Genomic DNA, 26,956 nt, shown 5'->3' on the forward strand with positions numbered 1-26,956 from the left:
GCACTAAATAGCAACGAAAGCCAAGCGAATCGAGCTAAGGGAAGGCATTGTCAGCCAGAAACAAAACACTGTATAAATAACCAGACATCTAGTTTGGGAGCGGCCTTAATGCTGGTGCACCTGTCCGTACATAATTACGCCATCGTCGAACACCTGGACCTGGAACTGGATCGCGGGATGAGCGTCATCACAGGCGAAACCGGCGCCGGCAAGTCGATCATGCTCGACGCGCTTGGTCTGACCCTGGGCGATCGTGCCGACAGCGGCGTGGTGCGACCGGGCGCGGACAAGGCCGACATCCTCGCCACCTTCGATCTGGGAGACATACCAGAAGCCCGCACCTGGCTGGCCGAGCGCGACCTGGACACCGACGGCCCCTGCATCCTGCGCCGGGTGATCACCGCCGAAGGCCGCTCCCGCGGCTACATCAACGGCACCCCCTGCCCTCTCGGCGACCTCAAGGCCCTGGGCGAGCTGTTGATCGACATCCACAGCCAGCACGAACACCAGTCGCTGCTCAAGACCGATACCCATCGCCGCCTGCTGGATGAATATGCTGGTGCCACCGACCTGGCGCGCCAGGTGCAGCTTGCCGCACAACGCTGGCGCCAGACCCGCCTGGAGCTGGAGCGCCTGTCCAATTCCGGCGACGAACAACGAGCCCGCCACCAACTGCTCAGCTACCAGCTGGAAGAACTCGCAAACCTCGGCCTGGGCGAGAACGAACTCGAGGAATTGGAGCAGGAACACAAGAACCTGACCAACGCCGAAACCCTGCTGGGCATCTGCCGGCAAGTAGTAGAACAGTGCAGCGAAAGCGACTCGGGCAATGTACTCAACGCCCTGACCGTCAGCCTCAACCGCCTGACCAGCATCGGCAGCTCGTCAGGAGCCCTGGCTGAGGCTACCAACCTGCTGGCCAGCGCCCAGATCCAGGTGGAAGAAGCCGTAGGGGAACTGAATCGCTTCGTCGACAACTTCGACGCCGACCCGGCACGGCTGCAGCACCTGGAGGAGCGTCTCGACTCCATCTACACCTTGGCCCGCAAGCATCGCATCCAGCCCTTCGAACTGGCCGCGATGCAACAGACCTTGCTGGACGAGATCGAGACCCTGGACGCCAACGACGAATCCATCGAGCGGCTGGGCGACGAACTGCAGTCTTTCGCACGGCATTATCACGACAAGGCCCAGGAGTTGAGCCAACTGCGCCAGCAGGCCGCCACCGGCCTGGCCAACGCAGTGGAGCAGGAGATCCAGCGCCTGGGCATGCCCGGCGGGCGCTTCACCATCGAACTACGAGCCAATGCTGGCGACGAACTGCTGCCACACGGCCTGGAACAGGTCGAGCTGCTGGTCAGCGCCAACCCCGGCCAGCCCCTCAAAGGCCTGGCCAAGGTCGCCTCGGGTGGCGAACTGTCACGCATCAGCCTGGCGATCCAGGTCATCACCGCCCAGACATCACGAGTCCCGACCCTGGTATTCGACGAAGTCGACGTGGGTATTGGCGGGCCGACCGCCGAGATCGTCGGCCAGTTGCTGCGTCGCCTGGGCGAGCGTGGGCAGGTACTGACCGTCACCCACTTGCCACAGGTCGCCGCGCAAGGACACCAGCATCTGTTCGTGCACAAGGTGCGCGGCAGCAACGCGACCCACACCGCGGTATCCAAGCTGGGTAAAAACGAAAGAGTAGAGGAAATCGCCCGGATGCTGGGCGGCATCGACCTGACCAAGGAATCCCTGGCTCATGCCAAAAAGATGGTGGTGACCACCAAGGCCTGAGCCCCGACCCCTTCCTTTATATAAGAGTCTTCATACTAGAAAACACGAAGGCGACCCTAGGGTCGCCTTCGATCGTTTCACGACTATGAAAGTCGCGTAGGAAGCTTATTTCTTCTTGTTGCGCACATACAGCACAAGATTGTGATCTACCAGTTCGAAACCGTGCTTCTCGACAATCGCCTTCTGAAGCTTCTCGATTTCTTCGTCGAAGAACTCGATCACTTCGCCAGACTCCACATTGACCATATGGTCGTGGTGGCCGCCGTCAGCCAGTTCGAATACAGCATGGCCGCCATCGAAGTTATGACGTACCACCAGTCCGGCGGCTTCGAATTGAGTCAGTACACGGTAGACCGTGGCCAACCCGACATCTTCACCAGCCTCCATGAGCGCCTTGTAGACATCTTCAGCGCTCATGTGCCGCTGCTCGGTGGAATCGAGCATTTGTAGAATCTTGACCCGTGGCAGAGTCACTTTAAGGCCGGCTTTACGTAGTTCGCTATTTTCAACCATGGTCAGCTTTCTCGCCGATGCTGCTTCGCAGCTTCTCTTAATGCGGGTATGATCGGGGTTTACGTTGTCCCAGCCAAGATAGTGGAAGTCGCCCACCGATGCAAAACACCAAGCTCTTGCTAACCAGTTTCACCTTCGTGGGACTGCTCGCACTCGCCGGTTGTTCATTCCCCGGGGTTTACAAAATCGACATCCAGCAGGGCAATGTCGTGACGCAGGACATGATAGACCAGTTGCGCCCTGGAATGACCCGGCGGCAAGTACGGTTTATCATGGGCAACCCTCTGCTGACCGACACGTTCCATGCCAATCGCTGGGATTATCTCTACAGCCTGCAACCTGGTGGTGGCGAACGCCAGCAGGAACGCATCAGCCTGATCTTCAATGAAGGCGATCAACTGGTCAGCCTGGCCGGCGACTTCATGCCTGGCGTGAGCCGCGACGAGGCCCTGCTGGGTAAAGAGAACGGCAACACCGTTACCACTCCAGCCGAAAACGCCGAGAAGCCCAAGGCCGAGAAACCGGCCAAGCCTGGCTCCTTGCTGGACCAGATCCAGAAGGACGTGGATGGTGTCGAAACCGTTCCAGTACCTACGCCAGAGCCACTGGACACCTCGCCGCAATAAATCTGCGGCCACTAAAAAGCCCGGGATTAGCCGGGCTTTTTTATTGCCTGTCGCAACCTGCAGCTACCCTTCGAGCTTGCGCGCCTGGGCAGCCTTGGCCGCTCGCATGCGCCGCACTTCCTTGGGGTCGGCCAGCAGCGGACGGTAGATCTCGATCCGCTCCCCATCCTGGAGCACATGCCGCTCCGGGTCGTTGACCTGCTTGCCGAAGATCCCGACCGGACAGCTTACCAAGTCCAGCTCGGGAAAATGCTCGCCCAGGACAGAAGCCAGCAGCGCAACACGCAGGGTCGTACCTTCAGGCACCTGCACCTCGACCAGCAATTGGCGATCGACCGCGGCATGCACCACTTCGATCCGCATCATGGGCTCAGCCATGCAGTTGCTTGGCGCGCTGGCAGAAGGCATCCACCAGGGTATTCGCCGCCTGGTTGAACAACGGCCCCAGGGTGGCGCGAACCAGCGGCCCGGCGTAGTCGAACGACAGGTCGAGGCTGATCTTGCAGGCCTTTTCTCCCAGCGGCTTGAATATCCACAAGCCGTGCAGCTGGTTGAACGGCCCCTCCTCCAGATTCATCTCGATCGACTGACCCGGCACCAGGGTGTTGCGAGTGACGAAGTGCTGGCTCAGCCCCCCCTTGGCCACCTCCAGGCTGGCACGCATCTGTTCGGCGCTGCTCTCCAGCACCGTGGACGAAGAACACCAAGGGAGGAACTCCGGATACCGGGCCACATCGTTGACCAGGTCATACAGAAACTGCGCCGGATAGGGCAAAAGGGCCGAACGTTGAATATGGGTCGTCATCTGAGCTTCATTTCCACAACTGGGCGGCAAACACCACAAGAATGCCGACGGGCGCCACATAGCGCATCAAAAACAAGGCCAGGGCGAAAAACAAGGGGCTACGCAGCGACAGCTCATCACGCACCGCCTCACGGCCCATCACCCAACCTGCAAATACCACGAAGCACAAACCGCCTAGAGGCAACATGATCCGCGAGGTGAAGAAGTCGATCACGCCGAAGAAGTCCAGGCCGCCAGCCGCCCCCCATTGGTAGAGGTGGAAAGCGCCGCCTTCGTTCACGAAAAACTTGGCCTGCTGCCAGATGTTGAAGGAAAACACCGTTCCCAACCCCACGAACCAGCAGCTGAACGCCAGCCAGAATGTCACCCAGGCGCGGCGGATTTTAGTCCTCTCGACAAGATAAGCCACCATCGGCTCCAGCAGAGAGATGGCCGAACTCCATGCGGCGATGGCCACCAGGATGAAAAACACTACGCCCATGAGCTGGCCGAACGCCACATTTCCGAAGGCGAACGGCAGGCTGATGAACATCAGTCCCGGCCCCTCACTGGGGTTCAGGCCCGCCGCGAAGACGATGGGGAACAGCGCCATCCCGGCCAACAGCGAGACAAAGGTGTCCAGCAGCGCCACGCCCACCACCGTTCCGGCCAGGGACGAATGCTTGGGCATGTAGGCGCCGTAGATCATGATCGACCCAACCCCCACGCTCAGGGAGAAGAAGGCATGGCCCATGGCCGGCAACAGGCCATCCAGCAGGCGCTCCAGGCTGAAGTCGAACATGAAGTGCAGGCCCTGCATGAAGTGCCCAGTAGTCATGCTGTAGCCCAGCAGCACCAGCAACATGACGAACAGCAGCGGCATCATGACCCGCAGGCTACGCTCGAGCCCGGCGACCACGCCCTTGGCGATCACCAGCGCCGACAGCGCCATGAACAGGGTATGCCAGAGGGTCAGGCGCCAAGGATCGGCGGTCACCGAAGCGAAGTAGGCGCTGACCTGGTCGGCCGTGACGCCGCTGAAATCACCGCGACCCATGTCGATGATGTAGTCCAGCGACCAACCACCGACCACGCTATAGAAGGAAAGGATCAGCAACGCCGTGATCATTCCGGCGAAGGCCCCCCAGGACCACTTGGCCGAATGCCCGGCCTCTTGGGCCAGGACTTTCAAGGCGTTGGCCGGACTCTGCCGAGCCCGGCGCCCGATCAGGGTTTCGGCCAGCATCACCGGCAAGCCAATCAGGGCGATACACGCCAGGAACACCAGGACAAAAGCACCGCCACCATAGACACCGACCATATAGGGGAATTTCCAGATGCTCCCCAGGCCCACGGCCGAACCAGTTGCTGCGAGTATAAAGACCCAGCGGCTTGCCCAGCCGCCGTGGACAGAGACCCTGTCTGTCGACATCGTTAACGCGCCCAACCGAAAAAAAGAGCGCGCATTGTCCGGGATTCAATCAACCTGCTCAAGCACGCTGCATCACCGTAGCGGGCGACCGCGCAACTCCCTATAATGCCGCCCCTATGGCTAAACAGAAGAAACACCCAACAGGGACCATCGCGCAAAACAAAAAGGCGCGTCACGATTACTTCATCGAACATCGTTTCGAGGCTGGACTGGTCCTGGCCGGCTGGGAAGTAAAGAGCCTGCGGGCGGGCAAGGCACAACTGGTAGACAGTTACGTGCTGCTCAAGGATGGCGAGGCCTGGCTGTTCGGCAGCCATTTCACCCCGCTGACCACCGCCAGCACCCACGTCATCGCCGACCCGACGCGCACGCGCAAGCTGCTGCTCAACCAGCGCGAGCTGGAAAAGCTGTTCGCCGCGGTGCAGCAGAAGGGTTATGCCTGCGTCTGCCTTTCGCTCTACTGGAGCAAGCACTTGGTCAAGTGCGAGATCGCACTGGGCAAGGGCAAGAAGGAATATGACAAGCGGCACACCGAGCGCGAGCGCGATTCCGACCGGGAATTGCAGCGCGCCGTGCGGACCAAGGGCAAGGAAGACTGACCGTCCTACCCTGAAGTCGTCATCGCCGGTACTGCGGTTTCTGCACCATCGATGCAGGAACCGCAGTACCGGCGATTTGCATCAGATGCCCTTGCGCCGTTCGGCCCGGGCCACCCGCTGTACTTCCTGACGCACCTCCTCGAGCACCTCCTGCACATAGAGAATGTGCCGACTGGAGACTTCGCGCGCGTCCTGCGCACGCCCTTCGATAATCGCCAGGTACAGGTCACGGTGCTGGCTGATCAGCATCTCGCGGGTTTCCGTGCGCTGCTTGTACATACCGCCGATATTGGTCACCACGTTGCGCTTGAGCAGATCGAACAGCCCGCGAATGGTGTGCAACAGCACAGCGTTATGGCTAGCCTCGGCAATCGCCAGATGGAACCGGGCATCCGCCGCCCCCTCCTCGCTGCGGCTGTCGTCATTGGCATGGGTATAGCAATCCTGCAGTTCCTCGAAGGCCTGGGTCAGGCGCTCGCGATCCACCGGGGTCGCCCGCAGCGCCGCGTAGTAGGCGCAGGACGCTTCGAGGGTATGGCGGAACTCCAATAGATCACGCTGGGCCTCGGGATTGTTTTCCAGAAGATGCAGCAGTGGATCGCTGAAGGTCGAGCCCAGGGCTTCCACCACATAATTGCCGCCGCCCTGGCGGCTCATCAGCAACCCCTTGGCGGTCAACTTCTGGATCGCTTCACGCAGCGATGGACGTGAAACCCCGAACTGCTCGGCCAGGGCGCGCTCGGCCGGCAAGCGTTCACCCGCCTTCAAGGTACCTTCGAGAATCATCGCTTCCAGGCGCTCGACTATGTCGTCGGACAAACGGCGCTGGCGTATCTGGTCAAACCCCATCACTCACTCCCCAGCCTCCGACCCATCGTCGGGGGGCTCTATTCTGGCCTATTCACGCCGCGCCAACACCTGGCAGAAGGCAGACATTTCCAGCGATCAGATGCGCTCCCGCGCCCGCTTTCGACAAAAGTTCTAGGGCGGCAAATTGACACACCGAGCATCGGGCTTTTACCCTAGCCAACAGCGATTGTAAATTGGTCTTACCAATTAACCAAGTCGCTAGCAGTGCCTGACCAACAACAATTAGGGGCCACCCCACTATGCAAACCTGGCAACAGCTCTATAGCCCGCTTGGCAGCCTCGGCCTGTCCGCTCTCGCCGCTGTCATCCCGATCGTGTTCTTCTTCCTGGCTCTGGCCGTGTTCCGCCTCAAGGGACATGTCGCCGGGAGCATCACTCTGGCCTTGTCGATCCTGGTGGCGATCTTCGCCTTCCAGATGCCCGCCGACATGGCCCTGGCTGCCGCTGGCTATGGATTTGCCTACGGTCTTTGGCCCATCGCCTGGATCATCGTCGCCGCCGTATTCCTCTACAAGCTGACCGTGAAGAGCGGCCAGTTCGAGATCATCCGCAGCTCGGTGCTGTCGATCACCGACGACCAGCGCCTGCAGGTACTGCTGATCGGCTTCTGCTTCGGCGCCTTCCTCGAAGGTGCCGCAGGCTTCGGCGCGCCAGTGGCGATCACCGCCGCCCTGCTGGTGGGCCTGGGCTTCAACCCGCTGTACGCCGCGGGCCTGTGCCTGATCGCCAACACCGCGCCAGTGGCCTTCGGCGCCCTGGGCATCCCGATCATCGTCGCCGGCCAGGTGACCGGTATCGACGCCTTCAAGATCGGCGCCATGACCGGCCGCCAACTGCCCCTGCTGTCGCTGTTCGTGCCGTTCTGGCTGGTGTTCATGATGGACGGCCTGCGCGGCGTCAGGGAGACCTGGCCAGCGGCACTGGTGGCCGGCCTGAGCTTCGCCGTGACACAGTACTTCACCTCGAACTTCATCGGCCCGGAGCTGCCGGACATCACCTCGGCCCTGGCCAGCCTGGTCGCCCTGACGCTGTTCCTGAAGATCTGGCAGCCCAAGCGCAGCGCCGGCGCGCGCATTCCCGGGGTCAGCGCCGACATCGCCATCACCGCCAGCGCCGGCGGCTTCGGCCAGCCACGCAGCACCCTGACCTCGCCCTACAGCCTGGGCCAGATCTTCAAGGCCTGGTCGCCCTTCCTGATCCTCACCGTGCTGGTCACCATCTGGACCCTCAAGCCGTTCAAGGCGATGTTCGCCGCCGGCGGCGCGATGTACGCCTGGGTGTTCAACTTCGCCATCCCGCACCTGGATCAGCTGGTGATCAAGGTGGCGCCGATCGTCACCACGCCCACAGCCATTCCTGCGGTGTTCAAGTTCGACCCGATCTCGGCCACTGGCACCGCGATCTTCTTCTCGGCACTGCTGTCCATGCTGGTACTGAAGATCGACTTTAAAACTGGTCTGACCACTTTAAAGGAAACCTTCTACGAGCTGCGTTGGCCGATCCTGTCCATCGGCATGGTGCTGGCCTTCGCCTTCGTCACCAACTACTCGGGCATGTCTTCGACCATGGCCCTGGTCCTGGCGGCCACCGGCGCGGCCTTCCCGTTCTTTTCGCCGTTCCTGGGTTGGCTGGGGGTGTTCCTCACCGGTTCCGATACTTCGTCCAACGCCCTGTTCAGTTCGCTGCAGGCCACCACCGCGCATCAACTGGGGGTCAACGACACCCTGCTGGTGGCGGCCAACACCAGCGGTGGCGTGACCGGCAAGATGATCTCGCCGCAGTCGATCGCCGTGGCCTGCGCCGCCACCGGCCTGGTGGGAAAAGAGTCCGATCTGTTCCGCTTCACCCTCAAGCACAGCCTGTTCTTTGCCACTATCGTCGGCCTGATCACTCTGGCCCAGGCCTACTGGTTCACCGGCATGCTGGTGCACTAGGCAATACTGATGGCGCCGCAAGGAGTCGCGGCGCCAGTCATTCACCACCCGGTCTGCAAGGCTGCTGAAAGCTTGCTGGTTTATCTTTCAGCCGCCGCGACAGACGAATAACCGGGACCACCCGGAGACACGCCTGATGAGCGAGCTTTTCTACAACGCCGTGCCCAATGCGACCCGTGTCGCGCCACCCTTGGCCGAGCCCCGGCAGTACCCTGGCGCCAAGCCGGCGCGGGTCTACCTGTTCGGCACTTGTGTGGTCGATCTGTTCTATCCCGAAGCCGGGATGGATGCGATCCACCTGCTGGAGCGCGAAGGCATTCGCGTGGAATACCCACAGGGGCAAAGCTGCTGCGGACAACCGGCCTACACCAGCGGTTACACCGAGCAGGCTCGCACCGTGGCCCGCGCACAACTGGCGTTGTTCGCCGGGGACTATCCGGTGGTGGTGCCCTCGGGCTCCTGCGCCGGGATGATTCGCGAGCACTACGCGGACTTGTTCAAGGACGAGCCCGAGACCCTGGCACAGGTCCAGGCCCTGGCCGCACGCACCTACGAGCTGGCCGAGTTCCTCCTGCATGTGTGCAAGGTGCAACTCAAGGACAGCGGTGAGCCGATCAAGGTGGCCTTGCACACTTCCTGCTCGGCGCGCCGGGAAATGAACACCCACCTGCACGGGCGTGAGCTGCTGTCACAACTGGGCAACGTGGAACGGGTAGAACACAGCCACGAAAGCGAATGCTGTGGCTTTGGCGGGACTTTCAGCGTCCGAATGCCGGATATCTCTGGCGCCATGGTCGCGGACAAGACCCGCGCACTGAAGGACTCCGGCGCGCACCAGGTGGTCAGTGCCGACTGCGGCTGCTTGATGAATATCAACGGTGCCCTGGAGAAACAAAGAGAGGCATTGCGCGGCCAGCACCTGGCGAGCTTCCTCTGGCAGCGTACCGGAGGTGCCCAATGAGCACTCCCGAGCTGATTCCGACCACGACGGTGGCGGACGATTTTCGCACCCGGGCCCACCAGGCCCTGGGCGACCAGCAACTGCGCAACAACTTTCGCAGCGCCATGGATTCACTCATGGCCAAGCGTGCGGCCTCGTTCAGCGATGCCTTTGAGCGCGAACACCTGCGCGCCCTGGGCAATGCAATTCGCGCCCGGGCGTTGTCCAAGCTGCCCGACCTGCTCGAGCGCCTGGAACAGAACCTGACCCGCAACGGTGTGACAGTGCACTGGGCGGAAACGGTGGACGAGGCCAATGGCATCGTTCTTTCGATCATCCGTGCTCACGAGGCACGGCAAGTGATCAAGGGCAAATCGATGGTCAGCGAGGAAATGGAAATGAACCATGTCCTCGCTGAACAAGGCATTGAATGCCTTGAGTCGGACATGGGCGAGTTCATCGTCCAGCTCGACCACGAGAAGCCTTCACACATCATCATGCCGGCGATCCACAAGAATGCCGGTCAGGTCGCGTCCTTGTTCCACGACAAACTTGGCGTGGAGTACACCAAGGACGTCGACCAACTCATCCAGATCGGTCGCAGGGTCCTGCGGCAGAAATTCTTCGAAGCCGACATCGGCGTCTCCGGCGTCAACTTCGCCGTGGCCGAGACCGGCACCCTGCTGCTGGTGGAAAACGAAGGCAACGGGCGCATGTCCACCACCGTGCCGCCGGTGCACATCGCTGTCACCGGGATCGAGAAAGTGGTCGAGAACCTGCGCGACGTAGTACCGCTATTGTCGCTGCTGACCCGCTCGGCCCTGGGCCAGCCCATCACCACCTACGTCAACATGATCTCCGGCCCACGCAAAGAGCATGAGCTCGACGGCCCCCGGGAAGTGCACCTGGTGTTGCTGGACAACGGCCGCAGCCAGGCGTTTGCCGACAGCGAACTGCGCCAGACCCTGAACTGCATCCGCTGCGGCGCCTGCATGAACCACTGCCCGGTGTACACGAGGGTCGGCGGCCACACCTATGGCGAGGTCTACCCGGGGCCGATCGGCAAGATCATCACCCCGCACATGGTGGGCCTGGCCAAGGTCCCGGATCACCCCAGCGCTTCGTCGCTGTGCGGTGCCTGCGGCGAAGTCTGCCCGGTGAAGATCCCGATCCCTACGTTGCTGCGGCGCCTGCGCGAAGAGAACGTCAAGGCCCCGGACAGCCCGCACCCGGTAATGCGCGGCCAGGGCAGCAAGTTCTCGCGCAAGGAGCGTTTCATCTGGAACGCCTGGGCACGGCTGAACAGCTCGCCCACCCTGTATCGCCTGTTCACCCTGGCGGCCACCCGGTTGCGGGCGCTGGCCCCGAGCAACGTCGGCCCCTGGACCCAGAACCACAGTGCGCCAAAACCCGCCGCCCGGTCGCTGCACGACCTGGCCCGCGAGCACCTGGCCAAGCAGGAAGATCGCTGATGAGCGCCAAGCACAACATCCTCGCCAAGCTGCGTAACAGCCTGAGCGGCACCACGCCTATTGTGGATAACTTCGACGAGGCGCTGGTCACCGAGCCCTATACCTACACCGCCGAGCAACGCATCCCGCAGTTGCGCAAGCAGATGGAAGCGGTGCACACCGAAATCCACCTGAGCCGCGCGGCCGAGTGGCCCGGATTGCTCGCCCGCCTGCTCCAGGAGCGCCAGCTGCGCAGCCTGCTGATCGCCCCGGGCACCGCCCATGGCCAGCAGGTGCAGCAGCACTGGGCCGAACATCCCAAGCTGCCCGAGCTCAAGACCTACGATCGGCCAGTGGAAGAATGGAAGGCCGAGCTGTTCAACGACACCCCGGCCAGCCTCACCGGCACCCTGGGCGCCATCGCCGCCACCGGCAGCCTGATCCTCTGGCCGACCCGCGAGGAACCGCGGCTGATGAGCCTGGTGCCACCGGTGCATTTCGCCCTGCTCAAGGCCAGCGAGATCCGCGACAACTTCTATCAGGTGCAGCAACAGATGAACTGGGCCGCCGGCATGCCGACCAACGCGCTGCTGGTTTCCGGCCCGTCGAAAACCGCTGATATCGAGCAAGTCCTGGCTTACGGCGCCCACGGCCCGAAAGATCTGGTGGTGCTGATCCTGGAGGACCAATGAGCCTGCCAGCCGCTTTTCTGCGTGATGCCCAGCGCCTGATTCCCCAGGAACGGCGCTTCGACGACCCGCTCTCGACCCTGGCCTTCGGCACCGACGCCAGCTTCTACCGGCTGATCCCCAAGCTGGTGATCCGCGTCGAATCCGAGGACGAAGTGGTCGCCCTGCTGCAACTGGCCCAGCGCGACCAGGTACCGGTGACCTTCCGCGCCGCCGGCACCAGCCTTTCCGGGCAGGCCATCAGCGATTCGGTGCTGATTGTCCTCGGGGATAACTGGAACGCCCGGGAGATCCGCGACCAGGGCGCGCAGATCCGCCTGCAACCCGGAGTCATCGGTGCCCAGGCCAACGCCTGGCTGGCGCCGTTCGGACGCAAGATCGGCCCCGACCCGGCCTCGATCAACGCCTGCAAGATCGGCGGCATCGTCGCCAACAACGCCAGCGGCATGTGCTGCGGCACCGCCCAGAACAGCTACCACACCCTGGCCGGCATCCGCGTGGTCCTGGCCGATGGCACCCGCCTGGACACCGAGGACGCCGCCAGCGTCGGCACCTTTCGCCACAGCCACGCTGCGCTGCTGCAACGCCTGGCGGAACTTGGCCGCGCCACCCGCGCCAACAGCGAGTTGGCCAGCCGCATCCGCCACAAGTATCGGCTGAAGAACACCACCGGCCTGTCCCTCAATGCCCTGGTGGACTTCGACGAGCCGCTGGAGATCCTCAGCCACCTGCTGGTGGGCTCCGAGGGCACCCTGGGGTTCATCAGCGCAGTGACCTACGACACCGTGGTCGATCATCCGCACAAGGCCTCGGCCCTGATCGTCTTCCCCGATGTGGAGACCTGCTGCAACGCGGTGACCGTGCTCAAGAGCCAACCGGTGTCGGCGGTGGAGCTGCTGGACCGTCGTAGCCTGCGCTCGGTGCAGGACAAGCCCGGCATGCCGGCCTTCGTCCGCCAGCTCTCGGCCAACGCCTGCGCCCTGCTGATCGAGTCCCGCGCGGCCTCCTCGTCGCTGCTGCATGAGCAACTGGCGCAGATCATGGATTCCCTGGCCGCCTTCGCGGTGGAAAAACAGGTGGACTTCAGCGAAGACCCGCAGGAAAACGCCAAGCTCTGGGCGATCCGCAAGGACACCTTCCCGGCCGTCGGCGCAGTGCGCAAGACCGGCACCACGGTGATCATCGAGGACGTGACCTTCCCGGTTGAACAACTGGCCATCGGTGTCAATCGCCTGATCGAGCTGTTCGACAAGCACCGCTACGACGAGGCGATCCTGTTCGGCCATGCCCTGGAGGGCAACCTGCATTTCGTCTTCACCCAAGGCTTCAACAGCACTGAGGAAGTGCAGCGCTACCAGGCCTTCATGGACGACGTGGCGCAACTGGTGGCCGTGGAGTTCGGTGGTTCGCTCAAGGCCGAGCACGGCACCGGGCGCAACATGGCGCCCTTCGTCGAGCTGGAGTGGGGCAGCGATGCCTACCAGCTGATGTGGCAGCTCAAGCGCCTGCTGGACCCCAACGGTATTCTCAACCCCGATGTGGTGCTCAGCGAAGATCCGCAGATCCACCTCAAGCACCTCAAGCCGCTACCGGCAGCTGACGAGATTGTGGACAAGTGCATAGAGTGCGGCTTCTGCGAGCCGGTGTGCCCGTCCAAAGGGCTGACCCTGAGCCCACGCCAGCGCATCGTTATCTGGCGTGATATCCAGGCCCGCAAGCGTGCCGGCATCGATACCACGGAGCTGGAGGCGGCCTACCAGTACCAGGGCGTCGACACCTGCGCCGCCACCGGCCTGTGCGCCCAGCGTTGCCCGGTGGGCATCAACACCGGCGAGCTGGTGAAGAAACTGCGCAGCGAGCACGCCACTCATAACGGCACCGCCGACTGGCTCAGCACCCACTTCGCCAGCACCTTGCAAGGCGCCCGCTTTACGTTGCACGTGGCCAATGGTGCGCGCCTGCTGCTGGGGGCACCGCGCCTGGGCAGGCTGTCGGCGGGCCTGACCCGACTGTCCAAAGGGCGGGTGCCGCAATGGACCAACGCCATGCCACAACCGGAGAAAGCCATTCGCTTCAGCCCGGCCGAGCAGGATTCACGCCCGAAGGTGGTGTACCTGGCGGCCTGCGTGTCGCGGGTGATGGGGCCGGCGGCAGGTGACAAGGAGCAAGGCTCGTTGTACGAGAAAACCCGCGGCCTGCTGGAGAAGGCCGGCTACCAGGTGGTGCTGCCGGACAACCTGGACAACCTCTGCTGCGGCCAGCCGTTCGCCTCCAAGGGTTATGCGACCCAGGCCGAGGACAAGCGCCAGGAACTGATCGGCGCCCTGCTCCACGCCAGCCGTGGCGGCCTCGACCCGATCTATTGCGATACCAGCCCCTGCACCCTGCGCCTGGTGCAGGACCTGGGCGACGTGCGCCTGGACCTCTACGATCCGGTGCGCTTCATCCGCAGCCACCTGCTGGATCGCCTGGAGTTCACCCCCCAGGAAGCACCGATCGCCGTGCACGTCACCTGCAGCACCCAGCACCTGGGGGAAAGCCAGGCGCTGATCGAACTGGCCCGGCGTTGCAGCAACAACGTGGTGATCCCCGAAGGCATCCACTGCTGCGGTTTCGCTGGCGACAAGGGCTTCACCACCCCGGAGCTCAATGCCCATTCGCTGCGCAGCCTCAAGGACGCGGTGCAGTACTGCAGCGAAGGCATCTCCACCAGCCGCACCTGTGAAATCGGCCTCAGCCAGCATGGCGGGATCGACTATCACGGGCTGGTCTACCTGGTGGACCGGGTCACCCGCGCCAAGTCCGCCTGAGGCCCAGGGTGCCCGGCGACGGGCGCCTGCTCCGGCCTTTTCGTATAAAAAACGAACCCCGGCCCACGGGCGCAGTCCACTCTCCAGGCCCACGATAAAAGTGGGCCTTCCCCCTGTGATCCAAGGAGACGACCATGAAGCGCTCTGCCCTGGCTGGACTGTTCATCACTGCTGCAATGTTGGCCTCATCGGCGTTCGCCGCCGGGCAAGAAGACCTGTGCCAGATCAACCTGCAAAAGATCCGCGACGCCAAGGTCAGCACCGAAGCCATGAGCTCGGACCTGAGCAGCGACATCGACTCCAAGGTCCAGCAAGCCACCGCCGAGCAGGCCAAGGGCACCGAGCAGGGCACCAAGAACTGCATCTCCCTGACCACCCAGGCGATCCAGATGTTGCAGAACAACACCAAGGGCGATCAGTAGCGCACCACCAAGGCCAACCTTCGGGTTGGCCTTCTGACGACGATTAGCGTAGAATCCGCCAACCTGTTGTCGATGCATGACAGGCTCGGGGCCGTTTTGGATTCGACGCCGGTTGCGAAACTTTAGGTGCATGCCGAGTTGGTAACAGAACTCGTAAATCCACTGTTGCAACTTCCTATAGTTGCCAATGACGAAACCTACGGGGATTACGCTCTCGCTGCGTAAGCGGCGCTAGCCCTTCCCCCCTGGTACCTTCGGGTCCAGCAATCATCAGGGGATGTCTGTAAACCCGAAATGATTGTCATATAGAACAGAATCGCCGTGCAGTACGTTGTGGACGAAGCGGCTAAAACTTACACAACTCGCCCAAAGCACCCTGCCCGTCGGGTCGCTGAGGGTTAACTCAATAGACACGGCTAAGCATGTAGGACCGACAGCGGAGTACTGGCGGACGGGGGTTCAAATCCCCCCGGCTCCACCAAATGATCAAAAAAAGACGTCCACGGACGTCTTTTTTTGTGCCTGCTATTCAGTACACCTTGATGGGCACAGAACACGAGGCTTGCATCCTGAATTTGAACTCAGCAGCAAAAGAGCGACGCGAACCGGTCAGACAGCCCCTCCTGACATAGAACAGATGCCTGGTTTCATCAGACCGCGACATTAACCGGCAGAGTTTTACAAAATAGCTCGTCTAAATCAGCGGGTGGCAGGTTAGCAAGAAGACTAGGCTGACGAAGTATGTCCTCAATGGGAAGCTCAAACGATTTGAAGGTTTCAGCCCAACCATTTACATTTATCCGATTGGCTAACTGATGAGCCGATGGAGCTGAGACATGAAAAGGGCCAATTTGCAGGAAACATGCGCTCGTCCGCGACGGACGACGTCTCTGCGTCAAATGGTGGGAGCTGCCGAAGCATTTGACCCTGTGCCCACATCATGCTCCATCACTAGAAAACCGTTCATTTCACTTGTGCTTTTTACGTCAATCTCACTGATTGAAGGCTGCAGTGCTCCAATACAAGCGTTCAAGCGAGACAGTATCGCTCCTCCACAGAACTAAAGCGCTTGTCGAGCAGGTCAATTTTCTTGACTTCTTCGCCAACGGAAAATAAAACATGAAGCCCTTAGCCACATAAATTAAAATAAAAGAGAATACTGGAAGCTCCAACATCTATCCTTATGAAAACCTTAATCTTACAAAAGGCTCCCAGAAAACATCTAACCTACATTAACTTTACAACATCTATCTTCACCCAAAACAGACACCTAAAATACTTAGCAAAATTAACTCAACAGAAATAGAATGCTAAAACACTTCTTCCAACTTACACGTTATCTGTTTGTCGGTGGTCTCACCTACGGAGCGGATCTTGGCACGTTTCTTCTACTATTGAATTTTTTTGGAGTGGATGCAATTCTTGCCAACCTAATCAGCAAGGTTTTAGCAGGTACATTTTCTTTTGTTGCACACCGAGCCTTCACTTTTGGTGTGAGCGATGCCGAAGGAAGAACACAGCAGGCAGTACGTTACTTCGCCCTGCTTGCACTGAACATCCCTCTCTCAGCCTTGATGTTATCCGCCATGATGTGGCTTACATCGATGGAAACCTGGGCCAAAGTCCTGTCGGACGTCTTGCTTATAATAATCAGCTATGCACAGTCAAAATTTATAGTGTTCAAAAGGGATAAAACCAACTATGAGTAATTTATTGGATGACGGCATTCATATAGCCAAGCGCAGCGACTTTAACTCCGACTTCATCACACAGTGGACCTCATTATTTAAGCGATGCTTCGGAGGCACCCAAAAAACAGCGGATCGAGTCTTCCAAAAGTACCAACTCAATGATTCCAGAATCTGCTATAGCGTCAAAAACGGCATCATGATAGCAGCCTATTGCGGCTTGAAATTAAGCCACGAAGGCTCTGCTGTTTTCCTCTCGACAGATACCATGTCCGATGGCACCCAGAAAGGCTCATCAATTACTCTTGGCAAGCGACTGTATAAGACCTTTCCCGAGGAAGAAATATCTGTCGTTTGTGGTTATCCAAACAAAAACATTAGAGCCATACGCGAAAGAGGTTTAGGTTGGACCCTTGAGGGTAATCTTTATTTGTATATAGGCATACCATTCCTTTGGCACCTATTCAGGAAGAAGATCAATGAAACCCTTTTATGGAAAGCTATAAGACCAAAAGACGGGTGGTATACCAGGGAAAAACCCCTCTTGGTCAACCTCCTCGGTAGAGATGGACTGTTCACCTCAAGCGCCGGACTCGTAATAACATTATCAGCCTATCGACCTGGAATATTTTTCATTAAAGCACCAGACTTTCTTTTCGAACCGAGATGGTTCGGCTACAGATTCCTGACCGAGGACACTGAAACAAACAAAGCATTTTTGCGGAAGGTCAAGTTCCTTGATCTCGATACAATCGACATCCCCTGAGTTCGAGGCCAGCGTATGAGACCAGTCTCCCTATTTCTATTAGCTCACCAGGATGACGAATTCGGAGTATTCCATCAGATCGAACACGAGTTGGCTGCCGGTCGGTGGGTTCGCTGCATATATGTAACCGATGGGGCTGCCACTGCTGATCCTGATGTCCGGGATAGAGAGTCTCTAATTGTTCTCCAAAAACTTGGTGTCGCAAGAGAGAACATAACGTTTGTCGGCCGACAGTTATCAATCGGTGATGGACAATTACATCGCCATATTGGCGCCTTCGCAGATTGGCTTGATCACTTCATTGATGATCATCCAACTCTACAATCGTGCTTTGTACCTGCTTGGGAAGGTGGCCACCCTGATCACGATCTGCTACATGCCGTGGCCGTGGAACTTTTAGCATCGCGCGCCGGTTCTACTCAAGTCTGGCAATACCCTCTATATAATGGAAGAAATTGCTCCGGCCCACTATTTCGCGCAATGTCACCACTGCCAGAAAATGGCCTTGTGGAAAAACAGGCAATTGCATGGAGGAGTCGTCTTCGATACATACGACTCTGCCTCTCCTATCCATCGCAATGGAAAAGCTGGGTAGGCCTCTTTCCATTCGTAGGTGGGCATTACCTATTCCATGGAGTCCAGAATCTACAAAAAGTGGAAAGGAAGCGCCTGGAACAACCACCTCATGAGCGCCCTCTTTATTATGAACGAAGAGGCTTTCTGAATTGGCCGACGATGCAAACTGCTATAGAGCAGCTGCATGACAAACTATCACGTCCTGACTGACCTCCTCACCGGAGGGGCCTCATCTCAAAGCCCTTCCGGCTGGCTTCCTCATATGCAGAGACAATACTGAACAGCCCCCTGCATTATCTTCAGTTCTTCACCGTCTCCTCCAACGAGAGACGGCCCAGCGGGCTCTGCTGGAAGTGTTCGATGTTCTTGCGCGAGATGTTGATGTACGGGCTGTAGTAGAGGTCGATCCAGTGGGTGTCCTGCTTGGCGATGGCCTGCAGCTCGGTGTACATCTGCTGGCGCTTGGCCGGGTCGGCCTCGACCCGGGCATCGGCTACCAGGGCCTTGACCTTGTCGTTCTTGTAGCGGGTCATGTAGTTCATGTTGGTGTCGTGCCCGAGGACGAAGGTGCTCTTCTGGTCGGGGTCGAGGATGTCGTTGGTCCAGTACATCACCGACAGGTCGTAGTCGCCGTCCACCAGCATCTGCCAGCTCTGGGTCGGGTCGACTTTCTGCAGGTTGGCGGTCACGCCCACGGCAGCCAGTTGCTGCTGGACCAGGACGGCGATCTGCTCGTCGGCCTCGTTGCCGGCATTGACCACGTAGTTGAGCTTCAGGCCCGAGGCCCCGGCATCCTTCAACAGTTGCTTGGCCTTGACCGGGTCATAGGGGCGCTGCGGGTTGTTGGCGTTGTGATACAGCGCGCCCTTGGGGATGTAGGAATAGGCCACCTGGCCCAGGCCGAAGGTCACGGTGTCGACCAGGGATTTCTTGTCGATCGCCATGTCCAGGGCCTGGCGCACTTCGGGTTTGCCCAGCAGGCCGTGATCGTGGTTGATCAACAAGTGATCTTCACGGGTGGAAGGGTCCATGTGGATCACCAGGTTCGGGTCTTTCTTCAGGGGCTCGACCCGGGAGAACGGCACGAAGATCGCCGAGTCCAGCTCGCCGGCCTGGACCTTCAGCATGCGGGTGTTGTCGTCCGGGATGGAGATCCACTCCACGCCATCCAGGCTCACCTTGTCGGCCTGCCAGAAGTGCGGGTTCTTCTCCAGCACCACGCGCTCGCCGCGCAGCCATTCCTTGACGATGAAGGCACCCGAGGCCACGGGCTCCTGGGCATAGGCGTCCTCGCCGAGTTTCTCCATGGCCTTCTGCGACAGGATCGAGACGTTGGGCGTGGCCAGTTGCGCGAGGAAAGGCACGGACGGTGCCTTGAGGGTCACCACCAGGGTCTGCGGGTCGGTGGCTTGGGCCTTGTCGATGATCTTGTAGGAATCGCTCCACAGCGAGCCCTTGTTGTCGCGAATCCGCAGCAGGCTGAACGCGGCATCGCCGGCGGTGATCGGCGAGCCGTCGGAGAACTTGGCCGGCCGCAGCTTGAAGGTGTAGGTCAGGCCGTCGGCAGACACCTGCCAGCTTTGTGCCAGGCCTGGCAGCAGCTTGGTGCCGGTGTTGTCGACCCGTACCAGCACGTCGTAGACGTTGGCGAAGACCCAGCTGTCGCGGTTCTGTGCGCTCTTGATGGGGTCGAAGGTGGTGCTTTCCTCACGGCAGCCAATGGTCAGCACCCCCGCCGCCTGGGCGATACCGGCGGCCAACGAACAGAGGGTCAATGTGGCGGCGGTCAACAACCGCAGGTGTTTCGAACGCATGGTCAAACTCCTTTTTGATGAACGTATTTCAAAGCACGGGTTCGGCGAGCACACAACGGTAGCTGTGCCCACCCAGGTCTCGATGGGGCGGCGGTGTTGCGGCGCAGGTGGATCGGGCCTGCCGGCAGCGCGGGTGGAAGGCACAGCCGCCTGGCAGTGCCAACGGGCTGGGTGGCTCACCCGGCAAGGGTTCGCTCGCCAAACGCCGATGGGGGTCGATATGCGGGATCGACTGGATCAACGCAGCGGTATAGGGATGGCGCGGGGCACCGAACACCGCATCGGTAGGCCCTTGCTCGACGATCTGCCCCAGATACATCACCGCCACCCGGCTGCACAGGCGCTGGACGATCGCCAGGTCGTGGGCGATGAACAGGATCGCCAGGTTCATGCGCTCGCGCAGCTCCAGCAGCAGGTTGATGATCTGCCCCTGGATGGACACGTCCAACGCCGCCACGCATTCATCGGCGACGATCAAGCGCGGTTCCACTGCCAGCGCCCGGGCGATCCCCACACGCTGGCACTGGCCGCCACTGAGCTCGCCCGGCTTGCGCCCGGCCAGTTCCGGGCGCAGCCCGACCAGGGTCAGCAACTCGTCGACCCGGCGCGCAATCAACGGTGCCGCGATCACGCCCTGTACCCGCAGCACTTCGGCGATGGCCTGGCCGATGCTCAGGCGTGGGTTGAGCGCGGCATAGGGGTCCTGGAAGATCATCGCGGTCTGCCGGCGCAGGTGCTGGATATCCAGCTTGCGGCCGCGTGTCACGTCCACGCCATCGAACAGCACCTGGCCTGCGTGGATGTCATTCAGGCGCAAGATGGCGCGGCCCAAGGTGCTCTTGCCGCTGCCCGACTCGCCCACCAGCCCCAGGATTTCCCCGGGGGCAAGGTGCAGCGACACCCCGTTGACCGCTTGCAGCCACTGAGGCTTGAAACCGAACAAACCCGTGCCGGGAGCGGCGAAGCGCACCTCTAGGTCCTTCACTTGCAGCAGGTTCATGACGGGCTTCCAGCCAGCAAGGGGTAATGACAGGCCACCCGCGTGCCCTGCCCCAGGGCTTGCATGTCCGGCAACGCCTGCGCGCAACGGCTGCCCGGCTGGAAGCAGCGGGGATTGAAACGGCAACCCGCCGGCAGGGCATCGAGCAACGGCGGCTGGCCGGCGATGGTACGCAGCCGGGCTTCACCGGCGCCATGGGTCGGCTGGCAACCGATCAGCGCCGCGGTATAGGGATGTCGTGGATGGGCCAGCAGCGCCTGCTTGTCGCCGTGTTCGCAGAGCCGGCCGGCGTACATCACCGCGATGGCATCGCAAGTCTGGGCGACCACGCCCAGGTCGTGGGTGATCATGATGATCGACAGCCCATGCCGGTCGCGCAGGTCCAGCAGCAGGCGCAGGATCTGCGCCTGCACGGTGACGTCCAGGGCCGTGGTCGGCTCGTCGGCGATCAGCACCTGGGGATTGCAGCCCAGGGCCACGGCGATCATCGCCCGCTGGCGCATGCCGCCGGAAAACTCGTGGGGGTAGCTGTCGATCCGCCGCTGCGGGTCGGGAATGCCTACCTGGCGCAGCACATCGATGGCCTTGGCCCGCGCCTCGCACCTGGAGGCGCCCTGGTGCAGGCGGATACCCTCGGATATCTGCTCGCCGATGCGCATCAGCGGGTCGAGATGACTGCTGGGGTTCTGGAAGATCATCCCCAGGCGCCGACCGCGCACACTGCGCATACCGGCCTCATCCAGTTGCAGCAAGTCCTGGCCGGCCAGTTGCACGGCCTTGCCCTGGGCCCGCAGGTTGGTCGCCGGCAACAGGCGCATCAGCGCCCGGCAGGCCATGGTCTTGCCCGAGCCGCTCTCGCCCACCAGGCCAAGGATCTCGCCCTCGGCCAGGTCGAATGACAAGCGATCCACCAGGGTGACCTCACGGCCATCGTTTTGGGCGATCACGCTGAGTTCTTCGACACGCAATACCGGCGAGGTCATGGGCGCCCCCCGAAGTGCTCGGCGATGCCGTCGGCCAACAGGCTGAAGCCCATGGCCAGGGTGACGATGGCCAATCCCGGGAAAGTGCAGAGCCACCAGGCCGAGGTGATGAAGCTCTGGCCCTCGGCGACCATGGTGCCCCACTCCGCGGTAGGTGGCTGCACGCCAAGGCCCAGGTAGCTGACCGCTGCGCCATTGAGCAGCACCAGCACCGCGTCGGACATGGAGAACACGATCGAGCCGAACAGCGCATTGGGCAGCAAATGGCGGAACAGGATGCGCCCATGGCCGAACCCCAGGCTCTTGGCCGCCAGGACGAAATCGCTGTGCTTGAGCACCAGGATCTGCGAGCGGATCAGCCGCGCGTAGGACACCCAGCCCACCAGGGCCATGGCGATGTAGAAGTTGCTCAGGCCCGGCCCGAGGATGGCCATGATCGCCAGCATCAGCACCAGGAACGGGAAGGCCAGGATCACATCGATCAAGCGCATGCACACCGTGTCGAAACGCCCGCCGATGTAACCGGCCAAGGCGCCGATGCAGGTGCCGATGAGGAACGGGAACAACACGCCGATCACCGCCAATTGCAAGTCGATGCGCGCGCCCCAGATCACCCGGGAGAGGATGTCGCGCCCGAAGTTGTCGGTGCCAAAGGGATGGGCCAGGCTCGGCGCCAACAGGCGGATATCGGTGTTCTGCGCGATCGGGTCGAAAGGCGCGACCCACGGCGCGCAGAGCGCCAGCAGCAACCAGCCGCCGACGATGGCCAGGCCCAGCACCATGGCCAACCGGCCATTGCGCAAGCCGAGGCCCAGGCGCCCGGCGGGGATCGAGGCCTGGACGCTCATCGCATGTTCACCCGGGGATCGATCGCCACCGTCACCACGTCGGCGAGGAAGTTGACCAGCACCGTGGCGCAGGCCAGCACCATGGCCACGCCCTGCACCACCATGTAGTCACGGGTGAAAATGCCACGCACCAGCAACTGGCCGATGCCGGGAATGGCGAACAGGCTTTCGATGACCACCGTGCCGCTGATCAGCCAGCCGATGTTCACCGCCAGCAGGTTGACCGCCGGCACCAGCGAGTTGGGCAAGACATGCCGGCGAAAGATCGCCCCTTCGGACAAGCCTCGGGCCCGGGCAGCAGTGGCGTGGTCGGCCTGCAGCTCCATGAGCATGCTGGCCCGCAGGTTGCGCACCAGCACCGCCGATAGCGCCAGGGCAATGGTCAGGCACGGCAGGACCATGTGGTGCAGCTTGTCGGCCAGGGTGCGGCCATAACCCGAGACCGGGAACAGCCCCAACTGCACGCTCAACAGCAGGATCAGCATGATCCCCAGCCAGAACGCCGGCATGCCCAGGCCAGCGGTGGTGAACAGGCGGATCAGGTGGTCGCTCCAGCCGCCCTTGTTGCGCGCCGCCAGCGTGGCCAGGGGAATGGCGATCAACAGCGCCAGCAACACGCTGCCGGACACCAGCAACAGCGTCGGCTCGATGCGGCTGGCAATCAGCTTGAGGGCATCGACCTTGTACAGCAGCGACTGGCCGAGATCGCCCTTGAGCAGGTTCTTGAGGAAATAGAAGTACTGCAGCCACAACGGCTGGTCCAGGCCGTACTGGGCGCGGATCTTGATCAACGCATCCGGGGTACTGCGCGAGCCCAGCAACGCCCGTGCCGGGTCGCCGGGAATGGAGCGCACCAGCACGAAGGTGATCAGGCTGATGCCGAACAACACCGGCAACAGCTGCAGCGGGCGCGACAGGATGAAGCGATAACGCGCCAGGTTCATGCACTAGCTCCGGTGGCGCTGCAGAAAGTCCAGCAACACCGGGAAGTAGGCCTGGGGTTCTTCGTAGAACGGCATATGGCTGCTGTTGGGGAAGACATGCAACTGGGCATCCTTGAGCGCCATCTTCATGCGCATGGCGCAGGCCGGGGTCAGCTCGTCGTGCTGGCCGGTGGTGATCAGCACCGGCATCTGGAAGCTGGCCATCTCCTGGATGCGGTTCCAGTCCTTGAGATTACCGGTATAGAGGAATTCGTTGGGGCCCTGCATGGTGACGTACGGCCCCATGTTCCAGTCGCCCAGGGAACGGTTCACCGGTGCCGGCCATTGCTCCAGGCGGCACACGTGCCGGTAGTTGAGCAGGGTGACCGCGGCCTGGTACTGGGGATGATCCAGGGTGCCCATGGCCTCGTGGCGCTGCATCATGGCCACGGTCTCGCTGCCCAGGGCGCTGCGCAGGCGCTCCAGTTCCAGGGACAGGTGCGGCAGGTCGCCGGCGGTGTTCTCCAGGATCAGGGTCTTGAGGGCCTGGGGATGATGGATAGCGTATTCGATCCCCAGCCAGCCACCCCAGGAATGCCCCAGCAGGTGGACCTGGCCCAGCTCCAGGGTCTGGCGCACGGTCTCTACCTCGGCCACGTAGCGGCCGATATCCCACAGCGCCGGATCGGTGGGCCGGTCCGAGGCGCCGGTGCCCAGCTGGTCGAAGGCAATCACCCGCAACCCATGCTCCTTGAGCCAGCCATGGCTATCGCGCAGGTAATCGCAGGGCAGGCCCGGGCCACCGTTCAGGCACAACAGCACCTCATCGCCTTCGCCAAAGCCATAGGCCACCAGTTTGTGACCATCGACTTGCACTTCGTATCGCTGGTCTGGCTCGACTTCACGCCACATCCTTGTTCTCCATCTGGTCAATGCCCTTTTGGCGAAACCTTACCGAGGAAGCCGTACGTCCATAACCTAGTATTTCCTATAGGTTTGGTCTGGCAGTCCTTTGTCCGGGCGTGGCATTCTACCGGCCCGATTTCAGGATTGAAATTGCCAAGGGAGCTGAATGGATGCAGACCAAGCTGTCTGATTTCAATGCCCGTCTCGTGTCCGGCAGGAGCCTGGACGAACAGATGGACAACGTATTGCGCATGGCCCAGGCGCTGGGCTTCGATGCCCTGGTCTACGACTACAGTCCGGTACCGCTGGACCACGAGGGAATATTGCTCACCCCTTCGGTGGTCAGGCTGCGCAACACCCCCGATGACTGGCAGTCGCTCTGGTGCCAGGAAGGCTTCTACCAGATCGATCCCGTCCAGCACGTGGCGGTCGATGCCGTTTCCCCTTTTGCCTGGTCCTATCGCCCGGAAGACGAGACGGTGCTGCAGCGGTTCATGGACCGCAACCATGCGCCCGTGATCAGCTACCTGCATGATTCGCAGATGACTTGCGGGGTCACGGTGCCGATCCATCTGCCCAAGGGCGGTTTCGCCACCCTGACGGGGCTGCGCTCGGACACCAGCGCCAGTTCCCTCGCCGATGCCCGCCAGGCCCTGGGGGATTTCACCCTGATCTCCCACGCCCTGCAGGAGGCGGCCTTCCCGCTGCTGGCCAAGGAGTCCCCGGCCTGCCGGATCCACCTGACCAAACGCGAGCGCGAGTGCCTGAAACTCGCGGCCGACGGGCTGACAGCGGCCGAAATCGCCAGCCGCCTGAACCGCTCGCTGGCCACCATCACCCTGCACCTGACCTCGGCGATGCACAAGCTGGGTGCCAAGAACCGGGTCCAGGCCGTGGTCAGGGCGACCCACTACCGCCTCCTGGATAGCTGAGCCGGCAAAAACCTATCTGTTTCTCTAGTTATCCCGGTGACCGCCTCCCGGTATCTTGTGTTGCAGGGTTTTTCACAGAGCGGCATGAAATGGAATTTCTCGCAACACGCGAAGGCTTTGCATCTTTTGGTCCCTACCAGACCTGGTATCGCATCACCGGCGACCTGGACAGCGGCTACACGCCGCTGGTGATCATCCATGGCGGCCCGGGCTGCACGCATGACTACCTCGACGCCTTCAGCGACATCGCCAGCAGCGGGCGCCCAGTGATCCACTACGACCAACTGGGCAACGGCCACTCGACCCACCTGCCGGAAAAAGACCCTGCGTTCTGGAACCTGCAACTGTTCCTCGAGGAACTGGACAACCTGCTCGACCACCTGCGTATCAGCAACGACTACGCGCTGCTGGGGCAGTCCTGGGGCGGCATGCTGGCCAGTGCCCATGCGGCCCGGCAGCCGGCCGGCCTGCGCGCGCTGATCGTCGCCAACTCCCCGGCGGACATGCGCACCTGGGTCGAGGAGGCCAATCGCCTGCGCCAGCTCCTGCCAGAGGATGTGCAGCAGACGCTGCTCGAGCACGAGCGGGTCGGTAACTACGGGGCCGCCGAATACCTCGCCGCATCACGGGTGTTCTACGACCGCCATGTGTGCCGGATCAGCCCCTGGCCGGACGAAGTGGCGCGCACCTTCGCCCAGGTCGATGCCGACCCGACCGTCTACCACGCCATGACCGGCCCCAACGAATTCCACATCATCGGCAACACCAAGGACCTGTCCATCGTCGATGGCCTGCACCGGATCAAGGTGCCGACCCTGTTGATTTCCGGGCGCCACGACGAAGCCACGCCAACCGTGGTCAAGCCGTTCCTGGATCTCGTGCCGGATATTCGCTGGGCGCTGTTCGAAGCCTCCAGCCACATGCCCCACATCGAGGAGCGCATGGCCTGCATGGGCACCGTGGTGAAATTCCTCGACGAATCCCTGGCCCGCTGATCTCCCCCTCGCCCCAGGCCTCCCGCGGCCTGGGCTGGCAGGCGCCGGGCTCAGCGCTCGGACATCACCACCATCACCTCGGCGTCCTCCACGCCTTCGGCCAGGTAGATATGGCCGATGCTGCTGTTGAAGTAGGCGGTTTCCTGCGGCCCGATGCTCACCTGCTCCCCCGTCTCGAACTGGATGCGCACCCGCCCGGACAGCACCAGGGCGAACTCCTGCCCAGGATGACGGATGTAGTCCTCGAACTGCTGCAGCTCACGGGCGAAGATCCGCGCATACATGGGCGTCATGTTGCGCCCCGGGAAATCGCCGGCCATGGGGTGGTAGTCATAGTTGCCGGTGCTGTAGCCCGGGGCATCGGCGATGGTGGTACTGACCACCGTGGGCTGCACCGCCCGGCTGGCCATGGCCGACGGGGCGAACAGCTGGGCGATGTCCACACCCAGGGCCCGGGCCGCCGCCGCGAGCTTTTCATAACTCACCGAAACCTGGGCCAGCTCCATTTTCGACAAGGTCGACAGCGCCACGCCGGAACGTTCCGAGAGCTGCTTGAGGGTCAATTTCTGCGCCTTGCGGATGCTGCGCAGGCGCGCGCCGACCTGGGTCCGGTCGGTCAGTGGATGGGCGGGGGAGCACGAGGCGGGCTGGGCTCGGTCGGCACTCATGGAGG

26 protein-coding genes and 1 other RNA gene are annotated in these 26,956 nt (G+C 61.6%); 15 read left to right on the forward strand and 12 right to left on the reverse strand.

The features are described 5' to 3' along the window. Nucleotides 1–108 precede the first annotated feature (108 nt). Nucleotides 109–1,782, forward strand: a complete 1,674-nt coding sequence (gene recN / locus AC3WK8_RS19660; protein WP_103325652.1) for a DNA repair protein RecN — start codon at nt 109–111, stop codon at nt 1,780–1,782. Nucleotides 1,783–1,887: 105 nt separating this feature from the next. Here recN and fur read toward each other — a convergent pair whose 3' ends face one another. After that, entirely contained in the window at nt 1,888–2,295 is a 408-nt protein-coding gene (gene fur, locus AC3WK8_RS19665) for a ferric iron uptake transcriptional regulator (protein ID WP_031320826.1), read from the reverse strand. Nucleotides 2,296–2,393: 98 nt separating this feature from the next. Here fur and AC3WK8_RS19670 point away from each other — a divergent pair, with 98 nt between their 5' ends. Continuing rightward, entirely contained in the window at nt 2,394–2,921 is a 528-nt protein-coding gene (locus AC3WK8_RS19670; protein WP_022642149.1) for an outer membrane protein assembly factor BamE, read from the forward strand. 63 nt (nt 2,922–2,984) lie between these two features. On the opposite strand, the gene AC3WK8_RS19675 is transcribed toward AC3WK8_RS19670, so the two are convergent. The 3 genes from AC3WK8_RS19675 to AC3WK8_RS19685 are packed head-to-tail and all read right to left on the reverse strand — an operon-like array spanning nt 2,985 to nt 5,137. Further along, complete coding sequence (locus AC3WK8_RS19675) at nt 2,985–3,299, reverse strand: RnfH family protein (protein WP_103325653.1); 315 nt, start codon at nt 3,297–3,299, stop codon at nt 2,985–2,987. After that, nucleotides 3,292–3,726 (reverse strand): type II toxin-antitoxin system RatA family toxin, encoded by a 435-nt coding sequence (locus AC3WK8_RS19680; RefSeq protein WP_022642147.1) that lies wholly within the window; start codon nt 3,724–3,726, stop codon nt 3,292–3,294. Before AC3WK8_RS19680 ends, AC3WK8_RS19675 begins: the two co-directional genes overlap by 8 nt. A gap of 7 nt (nt 3,727–3,733) precedes the next feature. Further along, nucleotides 3,734–5,137, reverse strand: coding sequence for a sodium-dependent transporter (locus AC3WK8_RS19685; RefSeq protein WP_103325654.1), 1,404 nt, complete (start codon nt 5,135–5,137; stop codon nt 3,734–3,736). 116 nt (nt 5,138–5,253) lie between these two features. On the opposite strand from AC3WK8_RS19685, the gene smpB reads away from it, so the two are divergent. After that, complete coding sequence (gene smpB / locus AC3WK8_RS19690) at nt 5,254–5,736, forward strand: SsrA-binding protein SmpB (RefSeq protein WP_022642145.1); 483 nt, start codon at nt 5,254–5,256, stop codon at nt 5,734–5,736. An 81-nt stretch (nt 5,737–5,817) separates the two neighbouring features. Here the strand turns inward: smpB and AC3WK8_RS19695 are convergent, their stop codons facing one another. Continuing rightward, nucleotides 5,818–6,585 carry a GntR family transcriptional regulator gene (locus AC3WK8_RS19695; protein WP_103325655.1) on the reverse strand — a complete coding sequence of 256 codons (768 nt, stop codon included), beginning with the start codon at nt 6,583–6,585 and terminating at the stop codon, nt 5,818–5,820. Nucleotides 6,586–6,845: 260 nt separating this feature from the next. Between AC3WK8_RS19695 and AC3WK8_RS19700 the strand changes: the two genes are divergently transcribed. From AC3WK8_RS19700 to AC3WK8_RS19745, 10 genes are all read left to right on the forward strand, one after another. Then, nucleotides 6,846–8,540, forward strand: coding sequence for a lactate permease LctP family transporter (locus AC3WK8_RS19700; protein ID WP_103325656.1), 1,695 nt, complete (start codon nt 6,846–6,848; stop codon nt 8,538–8,540). A gap of 136 nt (nt 8,541–8,676) precedes the next feature. Then, entirely contained in the window at nt 8,677–9,501 is an 825-nt protein-coding gene (locus tag AC3WK8_RS19705; protein ID WP_103325657.1) for a (Fe-S)-binding protein, read from the forward strand. Next, complete coding sequence (locus AC3WK8_RS19710; RefSeq protein ID WP_053136905.1) at nt 9,498–10,952, forward strand: LutB/LldF family L-lactate oxidation iron-sulfur protein; 1,455 nt, start codon at nt 9,498–9,500, stop codon at nt 10,950–10,952. The genes AC3WK8_RS19705 and AC3WK8_RS19710 overlap by 4 nt, the downstream gene beginning before the upstream one ends. Beyond that, complete coding sequence (locus tag AC3WK8_RS19715; RefSeq protein WP_103325658.1) at nt 10,952–11,623, forward strand: LutC/YkgG family protein; 672 nt, start codon at nt 10,952–10,954, stop codon at nt 11,621–11,623. Before AC3WK8_RS19710 ends, AC3WK8_RS19715 begins: the two co-directional genes overlap by 1 nt. Then, the gene (locus AC3WK8_RS19720) at nt 11,620–14,430 is read left to right on the forward strand and encodes an FAD-binding and (Fe-S)-binding domain-containing protein (protein WP_103325659.1); all 2,811 of its coding nucleotides are present in this window, start codon (nt 11,620–11,622) and stop codon (nt 14,428–14,430) included. Before AC3WK8_RS19715 ends, AC3WK8_RS19720 begins: the two co-directional genes overlap by 4 nt. A 134-nt stretch (nt 14,431–14,564) precedes the next feature. Continuing rightward, nucleotides 14,565–14,852, forward strand: a complete 288-nt coding sequence (locus AC3WK8_RS19725) for a PA2433 domain-containing protein (RefSeq protein WP_103325660.1) — start codon at nt 14,565–14,567, stop codon at nt 14,850–14,852. 87 nt (nt 14,853–14,939) lie between these two features. Further along, nucleotides 14,940–15,333, forward strand: a transfer-messenger RNA (tmRNA) gene (ssrA, locus tag AC3WK8_RS19730). Nucleotides 15,334–16,159: 826 nt separating this feature from the next. Next, nucleotides 16,160–16,561 (forward strand): GtrA family protein, encoded by a 402-nt coding sequence (locus tag AC3WK8_RS19735; RefSeq protein ID WP_103325661.1) that lies wholly within the window; start codon nt 16,160–16,162, stop codon nt 16,559–16,561. After that, on the forward strand, nt 16,554–17,306 hold the full coding sequence (locus AC3WK8_RS19740; protein ID WP_103325662.1) for a hypothetical protein: 753 nt from the start codon (nt 16,554–16,556) through the stop codon (nt 17,304–17,306). The genes AC3WK8_RS19735 and AC3WK8_RS19740 overlap by 8 nt, the downstream gene beginning before the upstream one ends. A 15-nt stretch (nt 17,307–17,321) precedes the next feature. After that, the gene (locus tag AC3WK8_RS19745) at nt 17,322–18,092 is read left to right on the forward strand and encodes a PIG-L deacetylase family protein (RefSeq protein WP_103325663.1); all 771 of its coding nucleotides are present in this window, start codon (nt 17,322–17,324) and stop codon (nt 18,090–18,092) included. Between the two features lie 89 nt (nt 18,093–18,181). On the opposite strand, the gene AC3WK8_RS19750 is transcribed toward AC3WK8_RS19745, so the two are convergent. The 6 genes from AC3WK8_RS19750 to AC3WK8_RS19775 are packed head-to-tail and all read right to left on the reverse strand — an operon-like array spanning nt 18,182 to nt 24,362. After that, entirely contained in the window at nt 18,182–19,696 is a 1,515-nt protein-coding gene (locus AC3WK8_RS19750) for an ABC transporter substrate-binding protein (protein ID WP_103325664.1), read from the reverse strand. Between the two features lie 28 nt (nt 19,697–19,724). After that, nucleotides 19,725–20,696 (reverse strand): ABC transporter ATP-binding protein, encoded by a 972-nt coding sequence (locus AC3WK8_RS19755; protein ID WP_103325665.1) that lies wholly within the window; start codon nt 20,694–20,696, stop codon nt 19,725–19,727. Next, the gene (locus AC3WK8_RS19760) at nt 20,693–21,679 is read right to left on the reverse strand and encodes an ABC transporter ATP-binding protein (RefSeq protein WP_103325666.1); all 987 of its coding nucleotides are present in this window, start codon (nt 21,677–21,679) and stop codon (nt 20,693–20,695) included. The genes AC3WK8_RS19755 and AC3WK8_RS19760 overlap by 4 nt, the downstream gene beginning before the upstream one ends. Beyond that, nucleotides 21,676–22,527 carry an ABC transporter permease gene (locus tag AC3WK8_RS19765; protein WP_085598964.1) on the reverse strand — a complete coding sequence of 284 codons (852 nt, stop codon included), beginning with the start codon at nt 22,525–22,527 and terminating at the stop codon, nt 21,676–21,678. The genes AC3WK8_RS19760 and AC3WK8_RS19765 overlap by 4 nt, the downstream gene beginning before the upstream one ends. Then, nucleotides 22,524–23,471: an ABC transporter permease gene (locus tag AC3WK8_RS19770; RefSeq protein WP_022638992.1), complete on the reverse strand. Its 948-nt coding sequence runs from the start codon at nt 23,469–23,471 to the stop codon at nt 22,524–22,526. The genes AC3WK8_RS19765 and AC3WK8_RS19770 overlap by 4 nt, the downstream gene beginning before the upstream one ends. Nucleotides 23,472–23,474: 3 nt before the next feature. Next, the gene (locus tag AC3WK8_RS19775; protein WP_085598962.1) at nt 23,475–24,362 is read right to left on the reverse strand and encodes a proline iminopeptidase-family hydrolase; all 888 of its coding nucleotides are present in this window, start codon (nt 24,360–24,362) and stop codon (nt 23,475–23,477) included. Nucleotides 24,363–24,526: 164 nt separating this feature from the next. Here AC3WK8_RS19775 and AC3WK8_RS19780 point away from each other — a divergent pair, with 164 nt between their 5' ends. Next, nucleotides 24,527–25,288 (forward strand): LuxR family transcriptional regulator, encoded by a 762-nt coding sequence (locus AC3WK8_RS19780; RefSeq protein WP_022638990.1) that lies wholly within the window; start codon nt 24,527–24,529, stop codon nt 25,286–25,288. Nucleotides 25,289–25,377: 89 nt separating this feature from the next. Continuing rightward, nucleotides 25,378–26,283 carry a proline iminopeptidase-family hydrolase gene (locus AC3WK8_RS19785; RefSeq protein WP_053136865.1) on the forward strand — a complete coding sequence of 302 codons (906 nt, stop codon included), beginning with the start codon at nt 25,378–25,380 and terminating at the stop codon, nt 26,281–26,283. Between the two features lie 50 nt (nt 26,284–26,333). Here AC3WK8_RS19785 and AC3WK8_RS19790 read toward each other — a convergent pair whose 3' ends face one another. After that, on the reverse strand, nt 26,334–26,951 hold the full coding sequence (locus AC3WK8_RS19790) for a helix-turn-helix domain-containing protein (protein ID WP_022638988.1): 618 nt from the start codon (nt 26,949–26,951) through the stop codon (nt 26,334–26,336). Nucleotides 26,952–26,956 lie beyond the last annotated feature (5 nt).

The sequence above is a fragment of the Pseudomonas sp. FW507-12TSA genome, assembly GCF_058781435.1.